This is a genomic window from Burkholderia sp. SR8, assembly GCF_052851275.1.
The window spans coordinates 62,950-83,246 of record NZ_JAULUC010000005.1 but is presented as its reverse complement, the minus strand read 5'-3'; the positions used below and the strand labels follow the sequence as shown (position 1 = coordinate 83,246).

Here is a 20,297-nt window from a genome sequence, read left to right as displayed (position 1 = left end):
TGACGAACGAGGGCGCGAACCGCCGGCCCGACGCCGCACCGGACGCCGTCGCTCAGCGTCCCGTCGTGACGACGTTGACCGGCGTGCCGGCGTGCCACGCGTCGATGTTCAGCAGCGTCGTGTGCGCGATCTCGGCGAGCGCCTCGCGCGTGAAGAACGCCTGGTGCGACGTGACGATCACGTTCGGGAACGTCAGCAGGCGCGCGAGCACGTCGTCCTGCAGCGGCAGGTCGGAATGATCCTCGAAGAAGAGGCCGCTTTCCTCTTCGTACACGTCGAGCCCGAGATGGCCGAGCTGGCCGCTCTTGAGCGCGTCGACCAGCGCCTGCGCGTCGACGAGGCCGCCGCGCCCGGTATTGATCAGCATCGCGCCGTGCTTCATCCGCGCGAGCGTCCGCGCATTGATCAGATGGTGGGTGGACGGCAGCAGCGGGCAGTGCAGGCTGACGATGTCGGCGCGGTGCAGCAGCTCGTCGAGTTCGACGTAGCGCGCGCCGAACGCGATCAGTTCTTCGTCGTAAGGCGGCATCGAATGCGCGAGCACGTGCATCCCGAAGCCCATCATGATCTTCGCGAACACGCGGCCGATCAGCCCGGTGCCGATCACGCCGACCGTCTTGCCGTGCAGGTCGAAGCCGAGCAGGCCGTTCAGCGAGAAGTCGCCTTCGCGGGTGCGCGCAACGGCGCGCGGCAGCCGGCGGTTGAGCGCGAGGATCAGCGCGACCGCGTGCTCGGCGACCGCGTGCGGCGAATAGGCGGGCACGCGCACGACCGCGATGCCGAGCCGCTCGGCGGCCGCCAGATCGACATGGTTGAAGCCGGCCGAGCGCAGCGCGATCAGCCGCGTGCCGCCGTCGGCGAGCCGTTCGAGCACGGTCGCGTCGACGGTGTCGTTGACGAACGGGCACACGACGTCATAGCCGTGCGCGAGGATCGCGGTTTCCGCGTCGAGATGCGACGGCTGGAAGTGCAGCCGATAGCCGAACTGCCGATTCGCGGCGGTAAACGATTCGTCGTCGTACTGCCGGCTGCTGAACAGGATCACGCGCACGCTGCACCTCCGATGGCTGTCGCGTGCAGTTTACTGCAGGCCCGTCTGCCGCCCCGTGACGATATCGACGCGATCGGGCGTGCGCAGGAAGCCGTAACCGGTTCGCTCGCGCGCCGCCTGCACGCCGAAATGCTCGAGCGCGTGCTCGACGAAGCTGCGCGTGCGGGCCGGCACGTACTGGCGGTTCGGGTAGACGAGCGACAGCTGCGCGTCCGGGTCGTCGATCCGGAAGCCGGGCAGCAGCCGCACGAGCGTGCCGGCGGCGAGCGCGTCGGCGACGCACGGCTCGGGCAGCACCGCGATGCCGGACCCGGCGACGGCCGCCGCGTGCACGAGCGCGAGCTGGTTGACCGTGCAGGTCGGGCGCACGGTGATCGAATGCGCGACGCCGTCGTGGCCGACGAGCCGCCATGCCGGCGCATGCTGATGCGGCGCGAGCGCGACCCAGTCGTGGCCGGGCAGGTCGTCCGGCGCGCGCGGCTCGCCGCGCCGTTCGAGATACGCGGGCGCCGCGCACGCGACGAACGGGTTCGGCGCCAATGCATGGCCGATCAGCGTCGGGTTGCCGTCGAGCCGATTGCCGGTGACGATGCCGACGTCGTAGCCCGAATCGAGCACGTCGAGCGGCCCTTCGGCGACCGTGAGCTGCACGCGCAACTCGGGGTAGCGGTGCCGGAACCCGCTGACGAGCGGCGTCAGCGCGAGCGGCGACAGCAGGCCCGACGCGACGACCCGCAGCGTGCCGGCCGGCTCGCGCACTGCGTGCGCGACGGATGCCTCGAGGTGATCGAATTCCTCGAGCAGCGCGCGGCAGCCGTCGAGGTAGCGCAGGCCGGCCTCCGTCAGCGACAGGTTGCGCGTCGTGCGGTGGATCAGCCGCGTGTTCAGGTGAGACTCGAGCATCGCGATCGAGCGCGTGACGAGCGCATTGGATACGCCTAGATGGTGCGCCGCGCGCCGGAAGCTCTGCTGCTCGGCGACGCAGACGAACACACGCATGGTCTGAATCTGGTTCATGGCTCGCGGATTTCTGGCCCGGTTGAATGATTATGATCGTGATCTTTCGTCGCCCGACCGGGAAAACCGGCGTGTGACACCCGGTTCTCGTTCGTATCGAAAAATCGGTTTTCGATTCTGCAGACGATTGTTCATTACGAAAGCGTTATCCGTCAACCTGAGAAAAGGGGCGGGTTGCGTAAAATCGAAATCGCGGGTATCGCTTTAACGTATCGATGGCGCGGGCGGCGCCGGGGATTGCCGTCGTTGCATTGAAGTCATGTGTGACGAAGTTGAATCTTCTGTATATGAATCAATGTGTTGCGGTCGTTTGTGGGTCGCGCGTCGAATAACGGGTGAAATCTCTCACCAATTGATGCTGCGATAATGGATGTTTTTCCGCCGATCCGGTTTTGGTGGACCGATTCCATCTGCGGGATTTTTATCGTGACGACGGGTATTCCGGTCGATACGTGCTCCGTGCTGAACGCGGGCATCGGCGACTCGTCGCAATATTGCCGGAGAAAATCGCGGCCATCGAGCCGTGCATGCAACCGCTTCGGATGTGCCCGGCAATGCCGCGCGAATGGGCGATCCGGTCATTCGACGCGCGCGCGGCCGGCTGGCCCGGTCCGTCGACCGGGCCACCGTCACGCTGTCCGGCCGCGCGTGCCTCTTGCGCGCCGGCGCGGAACGCGGAATGATCGATCAGTTCGCCATCCCGTGCGGCGAACGACGTCCGTGCGTTTTCTCCTTCCTCTTTTGCCTGCCATGTCCATCGATTACTCGCCGATTCCCTGTCCCGTCGTCGTGCCGCTCGACGCGATCCTGCCCGAAGAACCGCTGCTGATGATGGGGGCCGGCCCGGTTCCGATCCCGGCCGCCGTCGCGAAGGCGAACACGATCGTGATCAACCACCTCGGCGCGACGATGGCGAAGATCATCGAGCAGGTGAAGGAGATGGCGCGCTACGTGTTCCAGACCCGCACGAAGTGGGTGCTCGGCGTCGCCGGCCCCGGCTCGGCCGCGATGGAAATGGCGATCTCGAACCTCGCGTGGCGCGGCACGCGCGTGCTGTCGATCCGCAACGGCTTCTTCAGCGCGCGAATGGCCGAGATGGCGACGCGCGTCGGCGCCGACGTCGCGACGCTCGAAGTGGCCGACCGCTCGGTCGCGAGCCTCGACGAGATCGCGGACGCGATCGCGCGCGAGCGGCCCGAGATCGTCACGATCGTGCAGGGCGAGACGTCGAACACCGTGTGGAACCGCGACCTGCGCGACATCGCGGCGCTCGCGAAGGCGGCTGGCGCGCTGGTCGTCGTCGATGCGGTGTGCACGCTGTCGACGATGCCGCTCGAAATGGACGCGTGGGGCATCGACGCGGTGATCACGGGCGGCCAGAAAGGGCTGTCGTCGATTCCCGGCGTGTCGCTGATCGCGTTTTCCGACGCCGCGTGGGAGCGGATGAAGCAGCGTCCGGAACCGAATGCGCACTGGTGCCTCGACATGGCGCTCGCGGAGAACTTCTGGCACAACGCCGGCTATCACTACACGGCGCCGGTATCGGGCGTGCTCGCGCTGCACGAGGCGCTGCGGCTCGTGTGCGCGGAAACGCTCGAAAGCCGCTTCGCGCGCCACCTGCGCTGCTCGCTCGCGCTGCAGGCCGGCGTCGAGGCGATGGGTCTCACGCTCTATGCGCCGAAGGACTGCCGGCTCAATTCGGTCGTCGGGATCGAGACGCCCGAAGGGCTCACGCCCGGCATGGTGTGCGGCCACATCTCGAAGCAGTACCAGGTCGAGATCTCGGGCTCGTTCGGGCTGCCGATCGTGCGGATCGGGCAGATGGGCGAACAGTGCCGCGAACACAACCTGTTCCGCACGCTCCATGCGTTCGGCCGCACGATGGTCGATCTGAAGGTGCCGGTCGACCTGCCGGCCGGCGTGGCCGCGCTCGAGCAGGAGCTGTCGCGGCGGGGCGCGTAAGCGGGTGAATGAGCGGCCGGGGGCGCGTCGCCCAACCGGCCAATGAATGGCGCGCGGCGCTCAGCCGCCCTGCATCGCGCGCCGGTACGCATTCGGCGTCGTGCCGTGCGCGTCGCGAAAGCGATGGCTGAAGTGGCCGGCGTTCGCATAGCCGCATTCGGCCGCGATCTGCGCGAGCGGGAGCATCGTCGTGCGCAGCAGCAGGCGCGCCCGTGCGAGCCGTTGCTCGGCCACCCAGGCGTGCGGCGCGCGGCCGAACGACAACCGGAACATCCGCGAGAAGTGGTATTCGGACAGCGCGGCGACGTTCGCCAGTTCGCCGAGCGTCAGCGGCTGCGACAGGTAGCTGTCGATATAGTCGCGCACGCGGCGGCGCACGGCCGGCGCGAGGCCGCCGCGGAACGGCGTGTCGGTGCGCGTCGCACTCTGGCCGCGCAGCAGCAGGCTCAGCACGTCGTGCGCGGCCTCGTTCACGCGCAGCCGCCCGTCCGCATCGTCCCAGCGCTCGAGCGCGAGCGAACGCAACTGCGCGGCGACGCGCGCATCCTCGAAATAGGTGCGATCGGCGAGCTTCAGTTCGCGCGGCTCGCGATCGAGCTCGCGGATCGCGCGCTGCGTGAAGTGCTCGGGCAGGAAGTACAGGTGGATGAAATGCATCTCGCCGCGTACCCACCAGCGCGATTCATGGTCGCCGGGCAGCGCGCACAACAGGCTCGGCGCGCCGTAGCGCGGCACGCGTTCGCGCTCCGTCCGGTAGCCGCCGTCGAGATAGCACGACAGCGTGTGGTGGCCGGGCTGTTCGTAGATCGTCTCGCTTTCGTCGGTGATGCGCGTCCATTCGGCGATCGCGAGATGGTCGCCGAGCCACGTGAAGCGCTCGAGCGTCGCGTTCGCCTCGGCGAGCGTGCGGCACACCGAGTGCAGGCCGAACGGCAGCGTGCCGCCGGCAAGGGCGGTCGCGTGGTCGACGGGCGGGGCGTACAGGGGCGAGCTCATGATGGGACGAGTATAAGCGCGCGCGATGCGCGCCGTGCGGCGCATGGAAAAAGACCGCAATTCCGGACAATCGGGGCGGGCGGGGCGGCCGCATAGTCGGAGTCCGTTTCACTCGTTTCGCTTCGTTGCCGCCATGAACCTGTCGCTCTATTTCGTCACCGTGCTGATCTGGGGGACCACCTGGATCGCGATCAAGTGGCAGCTCGGCGCCGTGCCGCCGCCCGTATCGATCGCGTGGCGCTTCTGGCTCGCGTCCGCCGTGCTGTTCGCGCTGCTGCGCGTGATGCGCCGGCCGGTTCGGCCGCCGCGCGAAGCGTGGCGCTATCTCGTCGCGCAGGGCTTTGCGCTGTTCTGCCTGAATTTCCTGTGCTTCTACTATTCGGAGCAGGTCGTGCCGAGCGGCCTCGTCGCGGTGATCTTCTCGACCGCGCCGCTGCTGAATTCGATCAACGGCCGGCTGTTCATGGGCCGCCCGCTGCGGCCGTCCGCGATCGCCGGCGCGCTGCTCGGGCTGACCGGCATCGCGTGCCTGTTCTGGCAGCAGATGGCCGGCCACCTGGACGATCACGCGACCTGGACGGGCCTCGCGATCGCATTCGCCGGCACGATGTGCTTCTCGGCCGGCAACCTGCTGTCGAGCCGGATGCAGTCGATGGGGCTGCACCCGCTCGCGACCAACGGCTGGGCGATGCTGATCGGCGCGGCGATCCTGACGGTCGGCAGCGCGGCGGCCGGGCTGCCGTTCACGATCGATACGAGCCCGCGCTATCTCGGCGCGCTCGTCTATCTGGCCGTGCCGGGCTCGGTGATCGGTTTCACCGCATACCTGACGCTCGTCGGACGGATCGGGCCCGAGCGCGCCGCGTACTGCACGGTGCTGTTCCCGATCGTTGCGCTGGCCGTGTCGACGGTCTTCGAAGGCTACCAATGGTCGCCGCTCGCGGTGATCGGGCTGCTGCTGGTGGTGGCCGGCAATCTCGTCGCGTTCGATCTGACGCGCCGGTTGTTTTTGCGGACGGCGTGATGACGCTCGCGGCGGTGCGTGCGCCGGATCGCGGCGCTAGCGCATGCGTCGATCTGGTTGACGCGGTTGACTTGGTTTCGGTTCGGGGCTGCGCTTGATCCGCCGGTAGTGACAGGAGGCGATGATGGTCACGCAAGCGCATACGCTGGAAGGGACGGCAGCAATTCTTGATGTCGAGACGGAGGAAGCGCTGCGCAGCGCTGTCGGTGCGGCGACCATGCTCGGCCCCGGCCGTGCGCGTGCGCTGCTCAGGCTGTCCGACGAGCAATTGGGGCACCTGTTCAAGGTCGGCATCGCGCAGGTCGTCGATCTGGCCGGCACGATCACGTTCGGCATCGCCGCTGCGGCGACGCGCGACAGGAAAGCGACCGGCACGAAGAAGCGCCGCGACGGAGCCGCCATCGCCGATCTCGAGCGGCAGGTGCAGGGGGAACGGCGCATCCTGCTCGCCGACGGCAAGCTGCTGCCTGCCGCGCAGACATGGGCGGACCCCCGTGCCGTACGACGTTCCGCAGCAGTGGTCGCTTGCCGTCCGTCGGCATCACCGTCGCGTCGACGGATTCTTGTACATGTCGCGCCATCTCAACACGTCTGAAGCGCTCGTGCGCTTCGATCGTGCCGAACCGAAGCGCTCGCTCACGAACGCCGTTCCGTTCCGGCGCCACCCCGAGGCGGTGCGCGTACTGCGGGACTTCAACGTGCTGCTGCGTTGAGCCGCGTTGAGCGTGCGGCAATGCGCGTTACGCCGCCGCACCGCTCCCCGCAACCCTTGCCTGCCGCTGATACAGCACCATCGACAGCGCGACGCCCGCCGCAGCCGCCACGGCGGCGAACAGGAACACCTGCGGATAGCCGAACGCACCGGCCACATAGCCGGCGAGCGGGCCCGTGATGCCGAGCGACAGGTCGAGGAACACCGAATACGCGGACAGCGCCGCACCGCGGCTCGCCGGCGGCACCAGCGCGACGGCCTCGACGCCGAGCGCCGGGAAGATCAGCGCGAAGCCGAAGCCCGTCAGCGCCGCGCCGACGAGCGCGACGTGCGGGACGGGCGCGAGCCACAGCAGCACGAGGCCCGAGCACTCGAACGCGAACGACACGATCGCGACGCGGAAGCCGCCGTAGGTCTTGATCGTGTTCGCGAACAGCAGGCGCGCGCCGATGAACAGCGTGCCGAACACGGTCAGCGACAGCGCGGCGTTCGGCCAGTGGCGCGCCGCGTAGTACAGCGTGACGAAGGTCGCGATCGAGCCGAAGCCGGCCGAGCCGAGCGCCAGGCCGAGGCCGTGCGGCAGCACGCGCGTGAACACGCTCGCATACGACATCCGCTCGCCGTGCACGAGCGGCACGGAATCGATCAGCCGCGCGAGATAGAAGCCGAGCGCGGCGAGCGCGATCACGATCACGCCGATCAGCGCCGGATTCAGCGTGTGCGCGATCGCGACGCCGACCGGGGCGCCGAGCGCGAGCGCGCCGTAGGTCGCGATGCCGTTCCACGAGATCACCTTCGCGTTGTGCGCGACGCCCACGCGCCCGATGCCCCACAGGATCGCGCCGGTGCCGCACAGGCTTTCGCCGACACCCAGCACGAGCCGGCTCGCGACCAGCAGCACGAGGCTCGCGACCGGCCAGTGCGCGAGCAGCAGCGCAACGAGCAGCAGCACGCCCGACACGCCGCAGCCGATCAGCCCGCGCAGCACCGTCTGCTTCGGCCCGAGCGTGTCGGCGAAGCGCCCGGCGAGCGGGCGCGACGCGAGCGTCGCGAAATACTGGACGCTGATCGCGCCGCCCGCGACGATCGCCGAAAAGCCGAGGTCGTCGTGGACGAAGCCCGGCAGCACCGCGAGCGGCAGGCCGATGGTCAGGTAGCAGATGAACGTGAAGCAGACGACGGACACGATTTGCAGCGTGACGGCAACGCCGCTGCGCGGCGGTGTGGCGGAATCGGATGACATGGGGTCGGAACGAATGAGCGAAACGGAACGGAAGACGGCGAAAAACGGAATCGGGATTTTCCCATGGAACCGGTTTTCACGCAGGGACCGTTTAGTTAATCGAGACCCGTTTTATCGGCGACGGAGCGCTGGCGGATCGGCATGCGCCGCCGCGGAACGCAAGCAGCGCAACGCTCGGGAAGGCCGCCGCAGGGGGCTCGCGCGCATATCGCAGCAGTTATATGGGCCGCATGCGTGATGGGCTATGGGTTGCGGAATTTGATGGTGATAGCGTGCAAACTGTCAGAAAGACGTCGGTCGAGCGCCCCGCGCAGGCCGCCTTGCCCCCACTTGAAGAACGATAGAGACATGAGTGAGCCGATCCGCTTCTACCATCGTCACGCGATCCGCGAAGTCAGCGGCGCGGACGTCACCCGCACCGTGCTGCAGTACCTGCGCGAGGATGCGCACTGCACCGGCACCAAGGAAGGCTGCGCGGAAGGCGACTGCGGCGCGTGCACGGTCGTCGTCGGCGAGCTGACCGACGCGGGCACGGTCGCGTTCAAGGCCGTCAACGCATGCATCCAGTTCCTGCCGACGCTCGACGGCAAGGCACTGCTGACGGTCGAGGACCTGCGCCGGCCGGACGGCTCGCTCCATCCGGTGCAGCAGGCGATGGTCGATTGCCACGGCTCGCAATGCGGCTTCTGCACGCCCGGTTTCGTGATGTCGATGTGGGCGCTGTACGAGAAGCACGGCCACGAGGGCTGCGGCAGCGCGTGCGCGAAGGCGAAGGACGTGCCGACGCGCACCGAGATCGCCGATGCGCTGACCGGCAACCTGTGCCGCTGCACCGGCTACCGGCCGATCGTCGACGCGGCGGTACGGATGTTCGACGCGGCCGGCGAAGGTGCGACCGGCGAAGGCGCGGCCGCGTCGTCATCGCCGGTCGACACCGCGGCGCTCGCCCGCACGCTCGCATCGCTGAAGCGCGACGACACGTTCGACTACACGACGACCGCCGGCGCGCGCTTCGCGGCGCCGCGCACGCTCGACGCGCTGGCCGCGCTGAAGGTCGAGCGTCCCGATGCGCGCATCCTCGCCGGCAGCACCGACATCGGCCTGTGGGTCACGAAACAGATGCGTCGCCTCGACGACCTGATCTACGTCGGCCAGGTCGCCGAACTGCAGCAGGTCGTGCACGGCGACGACTGGATCGAGATCGGCGCGGGCGTGACGGTCGAACAGGGCTATGCGGCACTCGCCGGCACGTATCCGGAACTGACCGAGATGTGGAAGCGGTTCGCGTCGCTGCCGATCCGCAACGCGGGGACGATCGGCGGCAACGTCGCGAACGGCTCGCCGATCGGCGACTCGATGCCGGGCCTGATCGCGCTCGGTGCCCGCGTCGTGCTGCGCGGCGGCGACACGGTGCGCGAGCTGCCGCTCGAGGCGCTGTACACCGGTTACCAGCAGAAGGACATGGCGCCGCACGAATTCGTCGTCGGCGTGAAGGTGCCGACCCGCACCGGCGCGCGCGCGAAGCTGCAGTTCCGCACGTACAAGCTGTCGAAGCGCTTCGACTCCGACATTTCCGCGGTGTGCGCGGCCTTCGCGTTCATCGCGGACGGCGAGTTGATCCGCGAGCCGCGCATCGCGTTCGGCGGGATGGCCGCGACGCCGAAGCGCGCGCCGCACACGGAAGCCGTGCTCGACGGCGCGCAGTGGCACGAAGCGACCGCGCAGGCCGCGATGCAGGCGCTCGAGCGCGACTACCAGCCGCTGTCCGACATGCGCGCGACGAGCGCGTATCGCCTCGATACCGCGAAGAACCTGATGTATCGCTTCTGGCTGGAGACGCGCCCGCACGACCCGCTGCCGCCGCAGGCGCTGAACGTGCGCGAAGTGGCCGCCGAAGTGGCCGCTGAAGTTGCCAACGACGCGGCGCGCGTCTGACGACGGAGAACAACGAACATGAACCAGCAAGCAGAACCGTTCCTCAGCACCCTCGACCCGCAGGCCGACGCCGCGCAGGTGCACGTGTCGCGTGCGCACGAATCCGCTCACCTGCACGTGAGCGGGCGCGCCACCTACACCGACGACATCCCGCTCGTCGCCGGCACGCTGCACGCGGCGCTCGGGTTGTCCGCGAAGCCGCACGCGAAGATCGTGTCGATGAACTTCGACGCGGTGCGCGCGACGCCCGGCGTGGTCGCCGTGTTCACGGCCGACGATATCCCCGGCGTAAACGATTGCGGGCCGATCATCCACGACGATCCGGTGCTCGCGAAAGGCGTCGTGCAGTTCGTCGGCCAGCCGATGTTCATCGTCGTCGCGACGTCGCACGACATCGCGCGGCTTGCCGCGCGCCGCGCGCAGGTCGACTACGAAGAGCTGCCCGCGATCCTGACCGCGCAGGAAGCGCGCAAGGCCGAAACCTACGTGATCCCGCCGCTGAAGCTCGCACGCGGCGATGCAGCGGCGCGGATGGCCGCGGCGCCGCATCGCGAGTCGGGCGAGATGCTGCTCGGCGGCCAGGAGCAGTTCTATCTCGAAGGGCAGATCGCGTACGCGGTGCCGAAGGACGACGACGGGATGCACGTGTACTGCTCGACGCAGCACCCGAGCGAGATGCAGCACCTCGTCGCGCACGTGCTCGGCGTCGCGTCGCACAACGTGCTGGTCGAGTGCCGCCGGATGGGCGGCGGGTTCGGCGGCAAGGAATCGCAGTCGGGCCTGTTCGCGTGCTGCGCGGCGCTCGCCGCGTGGAAGCTGCTGTGTCCGGTGAAGCTGCGTCCGGACCGCGACGACGACATGATGATCACCGGCAAGCGGCACGACTTCCATTACCGCTTCGACGTCGGCTACGACGACGACGGCCGCATCGACGGCGTCGCGCTCGACATGACGTCGCGCTGCGGCTTCTCGGCCGACCTGTCGGGCCCGGTGATGACGCGCGCGGTGTGCCACTTCGACAACGCGTACTGGCTCGGCGACGTCGACATCGCCGGCTACTGCGGCAAGACCAACACGCAGTCGAACACCGCGTTCCGCGGCTTCGGCGGCCCGCAGGGCGCGTTCGCGATCGAGTACATCCTCGACGACATCGCGCGCTCGCTCGGCCGCGATCCGCTCGACGTGCGCTATGCGAACCTGTACGGCAAGACCGAGCGCAACGTGACGCCGTACGGGCAGACGGTCGAGGACAACGTGCTGCACGAACTGCTCGGCGAACTGGAGACGACGAGCGGCTACCGCGCGCGGCGCGCGGGCGTGCGCGAATTCAACGCACGCAACACGGTGCTGAAGAAGGGCATCGCGCTCACGCCGGTGAAGTTCGGGATCGCGTTCAACGTCACGCACTTCAACCAGGCCGGCGCGCTGGTGCACATCTACACGGACGGCTCGGTTCTCGTGAACCACGGCGGCACGGAGATGGGGCAGGGCCTGAACACGAAGGTCGCGCAGGTGGTCGCGCACGAGCTCGGCATCCGCTTCAGCCGGATCCGCGTGACGGCGACCGACACGAGCAAGGTCGCGAACACGTCCGCGACCGCCGCATCGACGGGTTCGGACCTGAACGGCAAGGCCGCGCAGGATGCGGCGCGCCAGCTGCGCGAGCGGCTCGCGGCGTTCGCGGCGAAGCAGTTCGGCGACGGCAAGGTCGATGCGGCCGACGTGAAGTTCGGCAACGACTTCGTGTGGGTCGGCGGCGCGAGCGTGCCGTTCGGCGAGGTGATCGCGAAGGCGTATCTCGCGCGCGTGCAGCTGTGGTCCGACGGTTTCTACGCGACGCCGAAGCTGCACTGGGATCAATCGAAGCTGCAGGGCCGGCCGTTCTACTACTACTCGTACGGCGCGGCCGTGTCGGAAGTCGTGATCGACACGCTGACGGGCGAGATGCGCACGCTGCGCGTCGATGCGCTGCACGACGTCGGCGCGTCGCTGAACCCGGCGCTCGACATCGGCCAGGTCGAAGGCGCGTTCATCCAGGGGATGGGCTGGCTCACGACCGAGGAGCTGTGGTGGAACGCGGGCGGCAAGCTGATGACGCACGCGCCGTCCACGTACAAGATCCCGACGGTCAACGACACGCCGCCCGAGTTCAACGTGCGGCTGTTCCAGAACCGCAACGTGGAGGACAGCATCCATCGTTCGAAGGCCGTCGGCGAGCCGCCGCTGCTGCTGCCGTTCTCGGTGTTCTTCGCGGTACGCGATGCGATCGCCGCGGTCGGCGACTATCGCGTGAATCCGCCGCTCGATGCGCCGGCCACCGGCGAGTCGATTCTGCGCGCGGTGCATGCGGTGCGGGCGGCGAGCGCCGCGCGGGCAGGCTGACATGAACGGCCTGTCCATGCTCGCTTCGTGCGCCGGCCCGGACGCGGCGGTCGGCCTCGTCGCGACCGCCCGGCGGAGGCCGGCATGAACGGCCCCGCTCGTTCGCCGCGCGCCGCGCTGGATGCACCGCTTGCCGGATGCGACGGCGCGTGCGGTAGCGCGTCTTCGCCGCTGCAGCCGTTCGCACCGGGCACCGGCCAGCGTAACCGCGCGAGCGCGGCGCCGCCGCCGATGCACGTTGTGCTGTTCGGCGCGGGGCACGTCGGTCACGCGCTCGTCACGCTGCTCGGCGCGTTGCCGTGCGTCGTGCAGTGGGTCGACACGCGCGACGAGCTGTTCCCGGACGAATGTCCGCCGAACGTGCAGCCGGAGCCGACCGACACGCCGGAGGCCGTCGTCGACGCGGCGCCGCCCGGCGCGTACTTCCTCGTGATGACGCACAACCACGCGCTCGACTTCTCGCTCGCCGCGCAGATCATGCGGCGGCGCGATTTCGCGTACTTCGGGATGATCGGCTCGCGCACCAAGCGCGTGAAGTTCGAGCGCCGCCTCGCGGCGCGCGGTGTCGATCCGGCGCGGCTCGTGGAGATGGTGTGTCCGATCGGCGTCGCGGGCATCGTCGACAAGGCGCCCGGCGCGATCGCGGTGGCCGTCTGCGCGGAACTGCTGCAGGCGCGTGCGGGGATGCCGGTGGCCGATGCGAAGGCAGCGGCGGCCGGGCGCGCGCGCGACGACGTCAGCTGCGCGCGGTAACGGCGAGCGGCCGCGGCGCCCGGCGCACGTCCGCGCGTTTTTGCCTACACTGCACGAATCGCGCGGCATCGGGCCGCGCGTCTTTCGTGCACGTTCCATGTCCGATCACCAGGTCTATCTCGACGCGCTCGATGCGAGCCTCGTCGCCATCGAGCGCTGGCTGTCCGGCGCCGATACCGCGCCCGCGGCGCTCGACGCGCTGCTCGCGTCTTTCTCCACCCAGTTCACGATGATCCTGACCGACGGTCGCATGATCGACCGCGACGGCCTGCGCGCGTTGTTCGCGCAGCTCGGCGGCGCGAAGCCGGGGCTGCGGATCGCGTTGTCGGATCTGCGCGTGCTCGCGGCCGACGCGTCGCACGCGACGCTCACCTATCTCGAAGCGCAGCATGCGGCTTCGGGCGAACTGCCCGCGCGGCGCGCGACGGCCGTGTTCGAACGCGATGCGGCGGGCGTCGTGCGCTGGACCCATCTTCAGGAAACGTTCTGCACGGCCTGAGCGGCCGCGCGGCGCGATCGCGCGCGAGCCGTGCCGCGCCGCTTCAGCGCTTGCGCCCGCGTGCGGCCGTCAACTCGTCGGACACGCTCTGCATCAGCGCGCACAGCCACGCGATGTCGGTCGGGCGATCGGGCTGCGGGTGCGTGAGCAGGTAGCTCTTGATCCGCGGGAACGGCACCGGCGGCGTGACGACGACGAGCGGCAGCAGCTGTGCATAGTGCGTCGCGAAGCGGCGCGTCGTCGTGAAGATCAGGTCGGATTGCAGCAGCACCTGCGGCACGATGCCGAAGTACGGCAGCGTCGTCACGATCCGCCGCGTGAGGTGCGCGCGTGCGAGGCCGATCTCGATCGCGTTGCGCTTGTCGCCGGTGTACGGCGTCGGCGCGACGTGCGCGGCCGCCGCATACGCTTCGCGAGTGAGCGGTTCACGCGCGAGCGGATGCGCGTCGCGCATCAGGCAGACGATCGTGTCGGAGAACAGGTCCTGGCGCGCGAAGTGCGGGTCGGGTTTCGGCCAGTTGCCGATCACGAGATCGAGCGCGCCCGATTCGAGCGCTTCCGCGTGATCGAGCGCGGGGTTCAGCGAATCGATTTCCAGATGCGCATGCGGCGCCGCGTCGCGAAAGCGCTCGATCAGCGTCGGCATGAAGAAATCGTTCAGGTAGTCGGGCGCGGCGACGCGGAACGTGCGCCGCGCGGACGACGGATCGAAGTCGCCGTGCGGCGTCGCGATGAAGTCGACTTCGCGCAGCGCGCGCGACGCCGCGCCGAGCAGCGACGCGCCGTACTCGGTCGGCACCATGCCCGATTTGCCGCGCACGAGAATCGGGTCGTTCAGCGTCTCGCGCAGCTTGCGCAGCGCGGTGCTGATCGCCGGCTGCGTCTGGTTCAGCCGCAGCGCGGTTTGCGTGACGCTGCGCTCGAGCAGCAGCGTGCGCAATACGCGCACGAGCCAGATATCGAGCGAGGCGGTACGGTCGTCGTCTTCCATCGGGGCGGGCTGATTCGGTGAAGCGTAACCTTACCGCAGCCGCGCGTTGCCGTGCGTGATACCGGCCATCACGCGCGCCCCTTCGGCAGCGCGCTGATCCGCTTGACCTCGCGCGACTCGAGCCAGTTCGGCGTGCGTGCGCAATACAGCACCATCGGCAGCGCATCCTCGCCCCAGAACAGTTGCTTGTTCATCCAGAACGTCGGCACGCCGAACACGCCGAGCGCGATCGCGTCGTCGGTGTTGCGGCGCAACTGCGCGCTGGTCTCCTCGAATTCGATCAGCTCGTCGCCGTGCCCGACCCCGACGCGCTCGCACAGCGCCGCGAACCCGTCCGGCGTCGACGGATCGTTACCGTCGTGCCAGATGAAACGGAACATCTCGAGCACGGTCGCGATGTCGGCGCGCAATGCGATCGCGAGACGCAGCACCTTGTCGGAATCGAACGGGTGCGCGGGCGGCATCTTGAAGCGGATGCCGAGCTGCTCCGCGCGAAACAGCGCGTGACGGTACGTGAACACGCGCTTGGCCGGCACGTCGGCGCTCGAGCGCTGCCCCCAGTGGCGCTGCAGGTCGGGCAGCGACACGGGCACCGGTTCGAACGGCACGTCCGGCCATTTGTCGTGCTGTTCGAGCAGCAGATAGGAGAACGGCGACACGAAGTCGAAGAACCAGGCGGGCTGGGTAGTGTCGAGGCCGGTTGTCATGGCGATCTCCAGAGGGTAGGGCGTGCGCGCCTCGCGGCGGCCTTCATGTTACGCGGTGGCGCGCGGATGCAGCCGCGCGGATGCAGCAATGATCGCGGATCGGCCGCTCACGCGGAACCGGGAGTCGCCCGAGGGGGCTCGCCGGCCGGCGGCGGCGCGTCGCCTTCGTCGTGCGGCGCCGCGGCCGTGCCGGCGCCCGGTGCGGCCGACGTGCCCGGCGGGGCATCGTGCTCATGCGCGGTGAGCCGCTCGCGCACGAAGCCGATGTGCTCGCGCAGCACGTAGAACTGCCCCGCGTACGCGAGCGGCATCTTCATCCGGTTCACGGCTTCCTCGATGTCGTCGAGCTCGTTGAGCAGCCGGACGCGCTCGTCGGCCGTATGCTCGCCGAGCGCGCGGCGCTCGAGCGCGATCAGCGCGCCGTACCAGCGGTAGATCCGCGAGCGCACGCGCCAGCCGTACAGCGACGGCACGAGCCGCAGCCCGGGGATCAGCACGACGATCAGCGGCACCACCACGACGAGCAGCCGGTCGACGAGGCTCGCGACCCAGAACGGCAGCCGCCGGTACAGGAACGTCTTGCCCGACTTGTAATAGCGTGCGGCGTCGTCGGACAGCGGGAAGCCGCGCGTGACGGCCGACGGGAATTCGCCTGCATGCTGCAGGATCGTCGCGTGGCCGTGCACTTCGCGCGCGGCCTCGATCAGCAGGTCGGACAGTGCGGGGTGCAGCGAATCGCGCGCGACCAGCTCGATCGTCGGCGCGACCGTGTGGATGTCGGCGGGCGGCAGGTTGCGGCCGAGGTCGTAGACGCCCATCGGCAGCGTGATCGCGGTCAGGTACGGAAAGCGCCGCGCGTACGCCTCGGCCTGCGTGAACGAGTACACGTGCACGCCCGGCGCGCGGAACAGCTTCGCCATCACAGGGATCTGCGTCGAGTCGCCGGACAGAAACGCGGCGTCGATCTTGCCGTCGAGCAGCGCGGTCGCGGCATCCTCGCCGGCGGTCGGCAGCAGTTCGGTCGAGCCGCCCGGCACGATGCCGTTCATCTTCAGCAGCGCGAGGCTCAGTTCGCGCGCGCCGCTGCCTTGCGCGCCGAGCGCGAGCCGCTTGCCCTTGAAGTCTGACAGGCGCGCGACGACCGGGCCGCGATACATGATCGCGAGCGGCACGTAGCCGATGCTGCCGAGCGACACCAGGTGTTCGTCGCGCTCCTTCGGGCCGATGCCGCTCTGCACGAACCCGACGTCGACCGGCGCGTTCGGGTTCGACAGCCGCGCGAGGTTCTGCGCGGATCCTTCCGACGACTCGACGTCGAGCGTGACGCCGTTCTTCGCGAGGATCGCCTTGTATTTCTGCGCGGCGTTCCAGTAGGTGCTGCCGGGCGGCCCGGACGAGATCACGAGCGTGGACGGCGGCGCCGGCTGGATCAGCTTGACCGCGAGCCAGACCGCCGCCGCCGCGAGCAGCACGGTCGGGCCGATCGACAGCGCGAGGTCGCGCCACGACACCGCGACGAAGCGGGCGAGGATGCGGCGCGGCGGACGAGGGCTGGCTGGCTTCATGGAATCGGTCGATGACACGGGCGTGACGCGCCGACGACGGCCGTCCGGGGCGATGCACGCGATGCATGTTCTGGCGGCGATGGTACCCGGTTTCGCATCGCGTGCGCGAGTCGGCCGCCGCGGCGGGGCCGCGTGCCGTGGCGCCCGCGCCGGCGGCGCGGGCGGGCCGCGCGTCAAAAGCTTTGCGCTTCGGCGGGCGCTGGATTACATTGTGCGACGCAGCCGCGCCCGATTCGCGCGCGACCCGGCACGCAATGAGACCGGGCGCGTCCGGCCGGCGGCTGTCCGGCCCGGCCGGCCCGCTTCGCGTGCGCCGGCTGCCGGCCCGTGTCGCCTCTCTCGCATCGCCGTGGAAATCATCGGCCGTCCCGCCCGTTCGCGCGCGGGCCGGCTGCCTTTGGGGGTATCCGGCCGTACTGTGCACGGCCGTTCCGAAGTCACAAGGAGATAGCATGAAGTCGATCGTGTTGAGAGCGTTGGGTGTTGCAGCCGTGGCCGCCTGTCTGACGGGCAGCGTGTACGCGCAGTCGAGCGATGCGGCGGCCACCGAAGCGCCGGCCGCGGCGGCGAGCTCGCCGAAGGCCGCGGCCAAGACCGCGAAGAAGGCGAACCGCAAGCTCGGCTACGCGGTGCGCAAGGCCATTACGAAGGCAGGCGGCATCGACGTGGCGAACCTCGTCGTGCGTTCGAAGGGCGGCGCGATCTCGCTGGAGGGCACGGTGCCCGACCAGGCACAGATCGACAAGGCGGAAGCGGCGGCGAAGAGCGTGAAGGGCGTGACGTCGGTCACGAACAAGCTGACGGTTCAGCAGCAGTAATGCCGGGCGGCGGCGCGCGAGCGCCGCTCGCGCCCGCTTTCACGCGGGTCCCGGCGTGCCGGGGCCCGTTTGCGCTTCACGCGGCTGGGACGCGTCGCTGCGGCCAGGCTCCCCAACGGGTGCGCCAGGCGCAAAATCCGGGTCGGCCCGGCGTTTTCTTCAGAGGCCACGCGCCGCGCACGATACGGCGGCGCACTGATAACGATATCGATATCGAGAGGGGCGGCAATGACGACGCACGGGTGGGGCAGTCGAATTCTTGTCGGCGCGGCGCTTGGCGCGCTCACGTTGCTCGGCGCCTGCAACGGCGACGATTCCGGCGAACGCAACCGGCTGCCCGGCTTCGTGTCCGGCAGCGTGCGCACGACCGCCTATGACGGCACGAGCGACGATCTGCTGACGGCCGGCCTCGGCAAGACGGGCCTCGCCGCCGCGACCGCACCGGCATTCGCGAATCCGTCGCGGCCGACGAGCGCCGAGCTGCGCCGCGTCGCGATCTGGTCGAATTACCGCGCGCTCGTCGACATGAGCGCGAACGGCGGCTACGGCCGCTTCTGGGGGCCGAACGTCGACCTCGACGGCAACGACACGCTCGGCGAAGGCAAGATTCCCGGCACCGAATATCTCGCGTATTCCGACGACGGCAGCGGCCGCAAGAACGTGACGCTGCTCGTGCAGGTGCCCGCGAGCTTCGATCCCGCGCAGCCGTGCATCGTCACCGCGACGTCGTCGGGGTCGCGCGGCGTGTACGGCGCGATTTCGGCGGCCGGCGAGTGGGGCCTCAAGCGCGGCTGCGCCGTCGCATACAACGACAAGGGCGGCGGCAACGGCGCGCACGAGCTCGGCTCCGACACGATCACGCTGATCGACGGCACGCTCGCCGACGCGGTGCTGGCCGGCAGTGCCAGCCTCTTTACGGCCAACGTGACGAGCGGCGACCTGGCCGCGTTCAACAGCCGCTTCCCGAACCGCTACGCGTTCAAGCACGCGCATTCGCAGCAGAATCCCGAGCAGGACTGGGGCCGCTCGACGCTGCAGGCGGTCGAATTCGCATACTGGGCGCTCAACGAACAGTTCGGCCCGCTGCTCGATGCATCGCATCGCGGCGTGCGCTACCACCCGGGCGACATCACGACGATCGCCGCGTCCGTCAGCAACGGCGGCGGCGCGTCGCTCGCGGCGGCCGAGCAGGACACGCGCCGCTGGATCACCGCGGTCGTGGTCGGCGAGCCGCAGGTCAACGTGCGGATGGCGCCGAACGCGGTCGTGCGCGAGGGCGGCCAGCCGGTGCCGTCGTTCGGCCGGCCGCTCGCCGACTACGCGACGCTCGCGAACCTGCTGCAGCCGTGCGCGGCCGCGGCGGCGTCGCTCGCGGGCGAGCCGTACCTGAGCGGGTTGCCGCTCGCCACCACGCAGTCGATCCGCACGCAGCGCTGCGCGACGCTCGCGGCGGCGGGGCTCGTGGCGGGCGCCGATACGCCAAGCCAGGCCGCCGACGCGCTCGCGCAGCTGCATGCGGCCGGCTATCTCGCCGATTCGGACCTGCTGCAGGCGTCGATGTGGGATTCGCAGGCGATTCCGGCGATCGCGGTCACCTATGCGAACGCGTACACGCGCTCGCGCGTGACCGACAACCTGTGCAATTTCAGCTTCGCGACGACCAATGCGGCCACGGGCGCGGTCGCGGCGCCCGCCGCGTCGCCGATGCCGGCCGTGTTCGGGCTCGGCAACGGCGTGCCGCCGACGGCCGGCATCAACCTCGTGTTCAACACCGGCGCGGGCGTCGATCACCGGCTCGCGACGCCCGACGCGAGCTTCGCGGGCGCGCTGTGCCTGCGCCAGCTGTGGACCAACGGAATGCTCGACATGCCGGCGAACGTCGATGCGGTGCGCGTGAACGCGAACCTGCAGGGCAAGCCCGCGATCATCGTGCAGGGCCGCAGCGATGCGCTCGTGCCGGTGAACCACGCGTCGCGCGCGTACGTCGCGCAGAACAGCATCAGCGAAGGCGGCCGCAGCCAGCTCGTGTTCTACGAGGTGACGAACGGGCAGCACTTCGATGCGTTCCTGCCGGTCGCGGGTTTCGATACGCGCTTCGTGCCGGTCCACTACTACGACCTGCAGGCGCTGAACCTGATGTGGCGGCACCTGAAGAGCGGTGCGCCGCTGCCGCCGTCGCAGGTGATTCGCACGGTGCCGCGCGGCGGCACGCCGGGCGCCGCACCCGCGTTGACGAGCACGAACCTGCCGCCGATCGCGACGGCGCCGGGCGCGAACGCGATCACGGCCGGCGCCGGCGCGATCGACGTGCCGCTCTGACGGCGCCCGTCGCGCCGCACCCGCGCAGCCGGACAGTCGTCCGGCTTTTTTCTTTTCAGCGTCCGGAATCGGTTCCCGACCGGCTTTTGCCGGAATGGCACGCGCTGTAACAAATTATTACTTTACGGCCAAAATCCCCGAATCTATTATGCGCCGGTATTTTCACTTAATTTAATAAATTCCCTGAGAGACAATATTCCTTTCCATATAGTTAATCGATCCTTTCGGTTTTATTAAATCGACTCGAGCTGCGATTCATCGCCGTTTCGCGATTAATCGGCACCGCGTCGACGGGGATCGTTCGTCCGTTCGAAGCGAAGGCG

At 69.2% G+C, this 20,297-nt stretch carries 17 protein-coding genes; 10 read left to right on the top strand and 7 right to left on the bottom strand.

What is annotated here, in order from left to right:
• Nucleotides 1-52: 52 nt before the first annotated feature.
• Nucleotides 53-1,051, bottom strand: a complete 999-nt coding sequence (locus Q3A80_RS07865) for a 2-hydroxyacid dehydrogenase (protein WP_446328513.1) — start codon at nucleotides 1,049-1,051, stop codon at nucleotides 53-55.
• A gap of 30 nt (nucleotides 1,052-1,081) precedes the next feature.
• Complete coding sequence (locus Q3A80_RS07860; RefSeq protein ID WP_446328512.1) at nucleotides 1,082-2,068, bottom strand: LysR family transcriptional regulator; 987 nt, start codon at nucleotides 2,066-2,068, stop codon at nucleotides 1,082-1,084.
• A 750-nt stretch (nucleotides 2,069-2,818) separates the two neighbouring features.
• On the opposite strand from Q3A80_RS07860, the gene Q3A80_RS07855 reads away from it, so the two are divergent.
• Entirely contained in the window at nucleotides 2,819-4,030 is a 1,212-nt protein-coding gene (locus Q3A80_RS07855; protein ID WP_446328511.1) for a pyridoxal-phosphate-dependent aminotransferase family protein, read from the top strand.
• A 60-nt stretch (nucleotides 4,031-4,090) separates the two neighbouring features.
• On the opposite strand, the gene Q3A80_RS07850 is transcribed toward Q3A80_RS07855, so the two are convergent.
• The gene (locus Q3A80_RS07850) at nucleotides 4,091-5,026 is read right to left on the bottom strand and encodes a helix-turn-helix domain-containing protein (protein ID WP_446328510.1); all 936 of its coding nucleotides are present in this window, start codon (nucleotides 5,024-5,026) and stop codon (nucleotides 4,091-4,093) included.
• A gap of 133 nt (nucleotides 5,027-5,159) precedes the next feature.
• Here Q3A80_RS07850 and Q3A80_RS07845 point away from each other — a divergent pair, with 133 nt between their 5' ends.
• The 3 genes from Q3A80_RS07845 to Q3A80_RS07835 all read left to right on the top strand — a co-directional run bounded on the left by Q3A80_RS07845 (nucleotide 5,160) and on the right by Q3A80_RS07835 (nucleotide 6,763).
• The gene (locus tag Q3A80_RS07845) at nucleotides 5,160-6,050 is read left to right on the top strand and encodes a DMT family transporter (RefSeq protein ID WP_446328509.1); all 891 of its coding nucleotides are present in this window, start codon (nucleotides 5,160-5,162) and stop codon (nucleotides 6,048-6,050) included.
• 124 nt (nucleotides 6,051-6,174) lie between these two features.
• Entirely contained in the window at nucleotides 6,175-6,645 is a 471-nt protein-coding gene (locus Q3A80_RS07840) for a hypothetical protein (RefSeq protein WP_446328508.1), read from the top strand.
• Nucleotides 6,620-6,763 carry a hypothetical protein gene (locus tag Q3A80_RS07835; protein ID WP_446328507.1) on the top strand — a complete coding sequence of 48 codons (144 nt, stop codon included), beginning with the start codon at nucleotides 6,620-6,622 and terminating at the stop codon, nucleotides 6,761-6,763. The genes Q3A80_RS07840 and Q3A80_RS07835 overlap by 26 nt, the downstream gene beginning before the upstream one ends.
• A gap of 27 nt (nucleotides 6,764-6,790) precedes the next feature.
• Here Q3A80_RS07835 and Q3A80_RS07830 read toward each other — a convergent pair whose 3' ends face one another.
• Nucleotides 6,791-8,005, bottom strand: coding sequence for an MFS transporter (locus Q3A80_RS07830; RefSeq protein WP_446328506.1), 1,215 nt, complete (start codon nucleotides 8,003-8,005; stop codon nucleotides 6,791-6,793).
• Between the two features lie 348 nt (nucleotides 8,006-8,353).
• Here Q3A80_RS07830 and xdhA point away from each other — a divergent pair, with 348 nt between their 5' ends.
• From xdhA to Q3A80_RS07810, 4 genes are all read left to right on the top strand, one after another.
• Nucleotides 8,354-9,940: a xanthine dehydrogenase small subunit gene (xdhA, locus tag Q3A80_RS07825; RefSeq protein WP_446328505.1), complete on the top strand. Its 1,587-nt coding sequence runs from the start codon at nucleotides 8,354-8,356 to the stop codon at nucleotides 9,938-9,940.
• 18 nt (nucleotides 9,941-9,958) lie between these two features.
• Nucleotides 9,959-12,322 carry a xanthine dehydrogenase molybdopterin binding subunit gene (gene xdhB, locus Q3A80_RS07820; protein ID WP_446328504.1) on the top strand — a complete coding sequence of 788 codons (2,364 nt, stop codon included), beginning with the start codon at nucleotides 9,959-9,961 and terminating at the stop codon, nucleotides 12,320-12,322.
• 84 nt (nucleotides 12,323-12,406) lie between these two features.
• A complete protein-coding gene (xdhC, locus tag Q3A80_RS07815) occupies nucleotides 12,407-13,075 on the top strand; it encodes a xanthine dehydrogenase accessory protein XdhC (protein WP_446328503.1) in 669 nt (222 codons plus the stop codon).
• Nucleotides 13,076-13,172: 97 nt separating this feature from the next.
• Entirely contained in the window at nucleotides 13,173-13,574 is a 402-nt protein-coding gene (locus tag Q3A80_RS07810; protein ID WP_446328502.1) for a polyketide cyclase, read from the top strand.
• Nucleotides 13,575-13,617: 43 nt separating this feature from the next.
• Here the strand turns inward: Q3A80_RS07810 and Q3A80_RS07805 are convergent, their stop codons facing one another.
• From Q3A80_RS07805 to Q3A80_RS07795, 3 genes are all read right to left on the bottom strand, one after another.
• Nucleotides 13,618-14,565, bottom strand: coding sequence for a LysR family transcriptional regulator (locus tag Q3A80_RS07805; protein WP_446328501.1), 948 nt, complete (start codon nucleotides 14,563-14,565; stop codon nucleotides 13,618-13,620).
• Nucleotides 14,566-14,633: 68 nt separating this feature from the next.
• The gene (locus tag Q3A80_RS07800; RefSeq protein WP_446328500.1) at nucleotides 14,634-15,272 is read right to left on the bottom strand and encodes a 2-hydroxychromene-2-carboxylate isomerase; all 639 of its coding nucleotides are present in this window, start codon (nucleotides 15,270-15,272) and stop codon (nucleotides 14,634-14,636) included.
• A 107-nt stretch (nucleotides 15,273-15,379) separates the two neighbouring features.
• Nucleotides 15,380-16,837 (bottom strand): TAXI family TRAP transporter solute-binding subunit, encoded by a 1,458-nt coding sequence (locus tag Q3A80_RS07795; protein WP_446328499.1) that lies wholly within the window; start codon nucleotides 16,835-16,837, stop codon nucleotides 15,380-15,382.
• A gap of 452 nt (nucleotides 16,838-17,289) precedes the next feature.
• Here Q3A80_RS07795 and Q3A80_RS07790 point away from each other — a divergent pair, with 452 nt between their 5' ends.
• Together Q3A80_RS07790 and Q3A80_RS07785 are read left to right on the top strand one after the other, a co-directional pair.
• Complete coding sequence (locus Q3A80_RS07790) at nucleotides 17,290-17,655, top strand: BON domain-containing protein (protein WP_446328498.1); 366 nt, start codon at nucleotides 17,290-17,292, stop codon at nucleotides 17,653-17,655.
• Nucleotides 17,656-17,883: 228 nt separating this feature from the next.
• Entirely contained in the window at nucleotides 17,884-19,974 is a 2,091-nt protein-coding gene (locus Q3A80_RS07785; RefSeq protein ID WP_446328497.1) for a D-(-)-3-hydroxybutyrate oligomer hydrolase, read from the top strand.
• The last annotated feature ends 323 nt before the right edge of the window (nucleotides 19,975-20,297 follow it).

Excerpts from the sequence above, each read along its gene's own strand:
- Q3A80_RS07840 (WP_446328508.1), top strand. The coding sequence starts at position 6,175 with ATGGTCACGCAAGCGCATACGCTGGAAGGGACGGCAGCAATTCTTGAT.
- Q3A80_RS07855 (WP_446328511.1), top strand. The coding sequence starts at position 2,819 with ATGTCCATCGATTACTCGCCGATTCCCTGTCCCGTCGTCGTGCCGCTC.
- Q3A80_RS07795 (WP_446328499.1), bottom strand. The coding sequence starts at position 16,837 with ATGAAGCCAGCCAGCCCTCGTCCGCCGCGCCGCATCCTCGCCCGCTTC.
- xdhA (WP_446328505.1), top strand. The coding sequence starts at position 8,354 with ATGAGTGAGCCGATCCGCTTCTACCATCGTCACGCGATCCGCGAAGTC.
- Q3A80_RS07810 (WP_446328502.1), top strand. The coding sequence starts at position 13,173 with ATGTCCGATCACCAGGTCTATCTCGACGCGCTCGATGCGAGCCTCGTC.
- Q3A80_RS07860 (WP_446328512.1), bottom strand. The coding sequence starts at position 2,068 with ATGAACCAGATTCAGACCATGCGTGTGTTCGTCTGCGTCGCCGAGCAG.
- xdhB (WP_446328504.1), top strand. The coding sequence starts at position 9,959 with ATGAACCAGCAAGCAGAACCGTTCCTCAGCACCCTCGACCCGCAGGCC.
- Q3A80_RS07835 (WP_446328507.1), top strand. The coding sequence starts at position 6,620 with ATGTCGCGCCATCTCAACACGTCTGAAGCGCTCGTGCGCTTCGATCGT.
- xdhC (WP_446328503.1), top strand. The coding sequence starts at position 12,407 with ATGAACGGCCCCGCTCGTTCGCCGCGCGCCGCGCTGGATGCACCGCTT.
- Q3A80_RS07850 (WP_446328510.1), bottom strand. The coding sequence starts at position 5,026 with ATGAGCTCGCCCCTGTACGCCCCGCCCGTCGACCACGCGACCGCCCTT.
- Q3A80_RS07785 (WP_446328497.1), top strand. The coding sequence starts at position 17,884 with ATGACGACGCACGGGTGGGGCAGTCGAATTCTTGTCGGCGCGGCGCTT.
- Q3A80_RS07845 (WP_446328509.1), top strand. The coding sequence starts at position 5,160 with ATGAACCTGTCGCTCTATTTCGTCACCGTGCTGATCTGGGGGACCACC.
- Q3A80_RS07790 (WP_446328498.1), top strand. The coding sequence starts at position 17,290 with ATGAAGTCGATCGTGTTGAGAGCGTTGGGTGTTGCAGCCGTGGCCGCC.
- Q3A80_RS07805 (WP_446328501.1), bottom strand. The coding sequence starts at position 14,565 with ATGGAAGACGACGACCGTACCGCCTCGCTCGATATCTGGCTCGTGCGC.
- Q3A80_RS07800 (WP_446328500.1), bottom strand. The coding sequence starts at position 15,272 with ATGACAACCGGCCTCGACACTACCCAGCCCGCCTGGTTCTTCGACTTC.
- Q3A80_RS07830 (WP_446328506.1), bottom strand. The coding sequence starts at position 8,005 with ATGTCATCCGATTCCGCCACACCGCCGCGCAGCGGCGTTGCCGTCACG.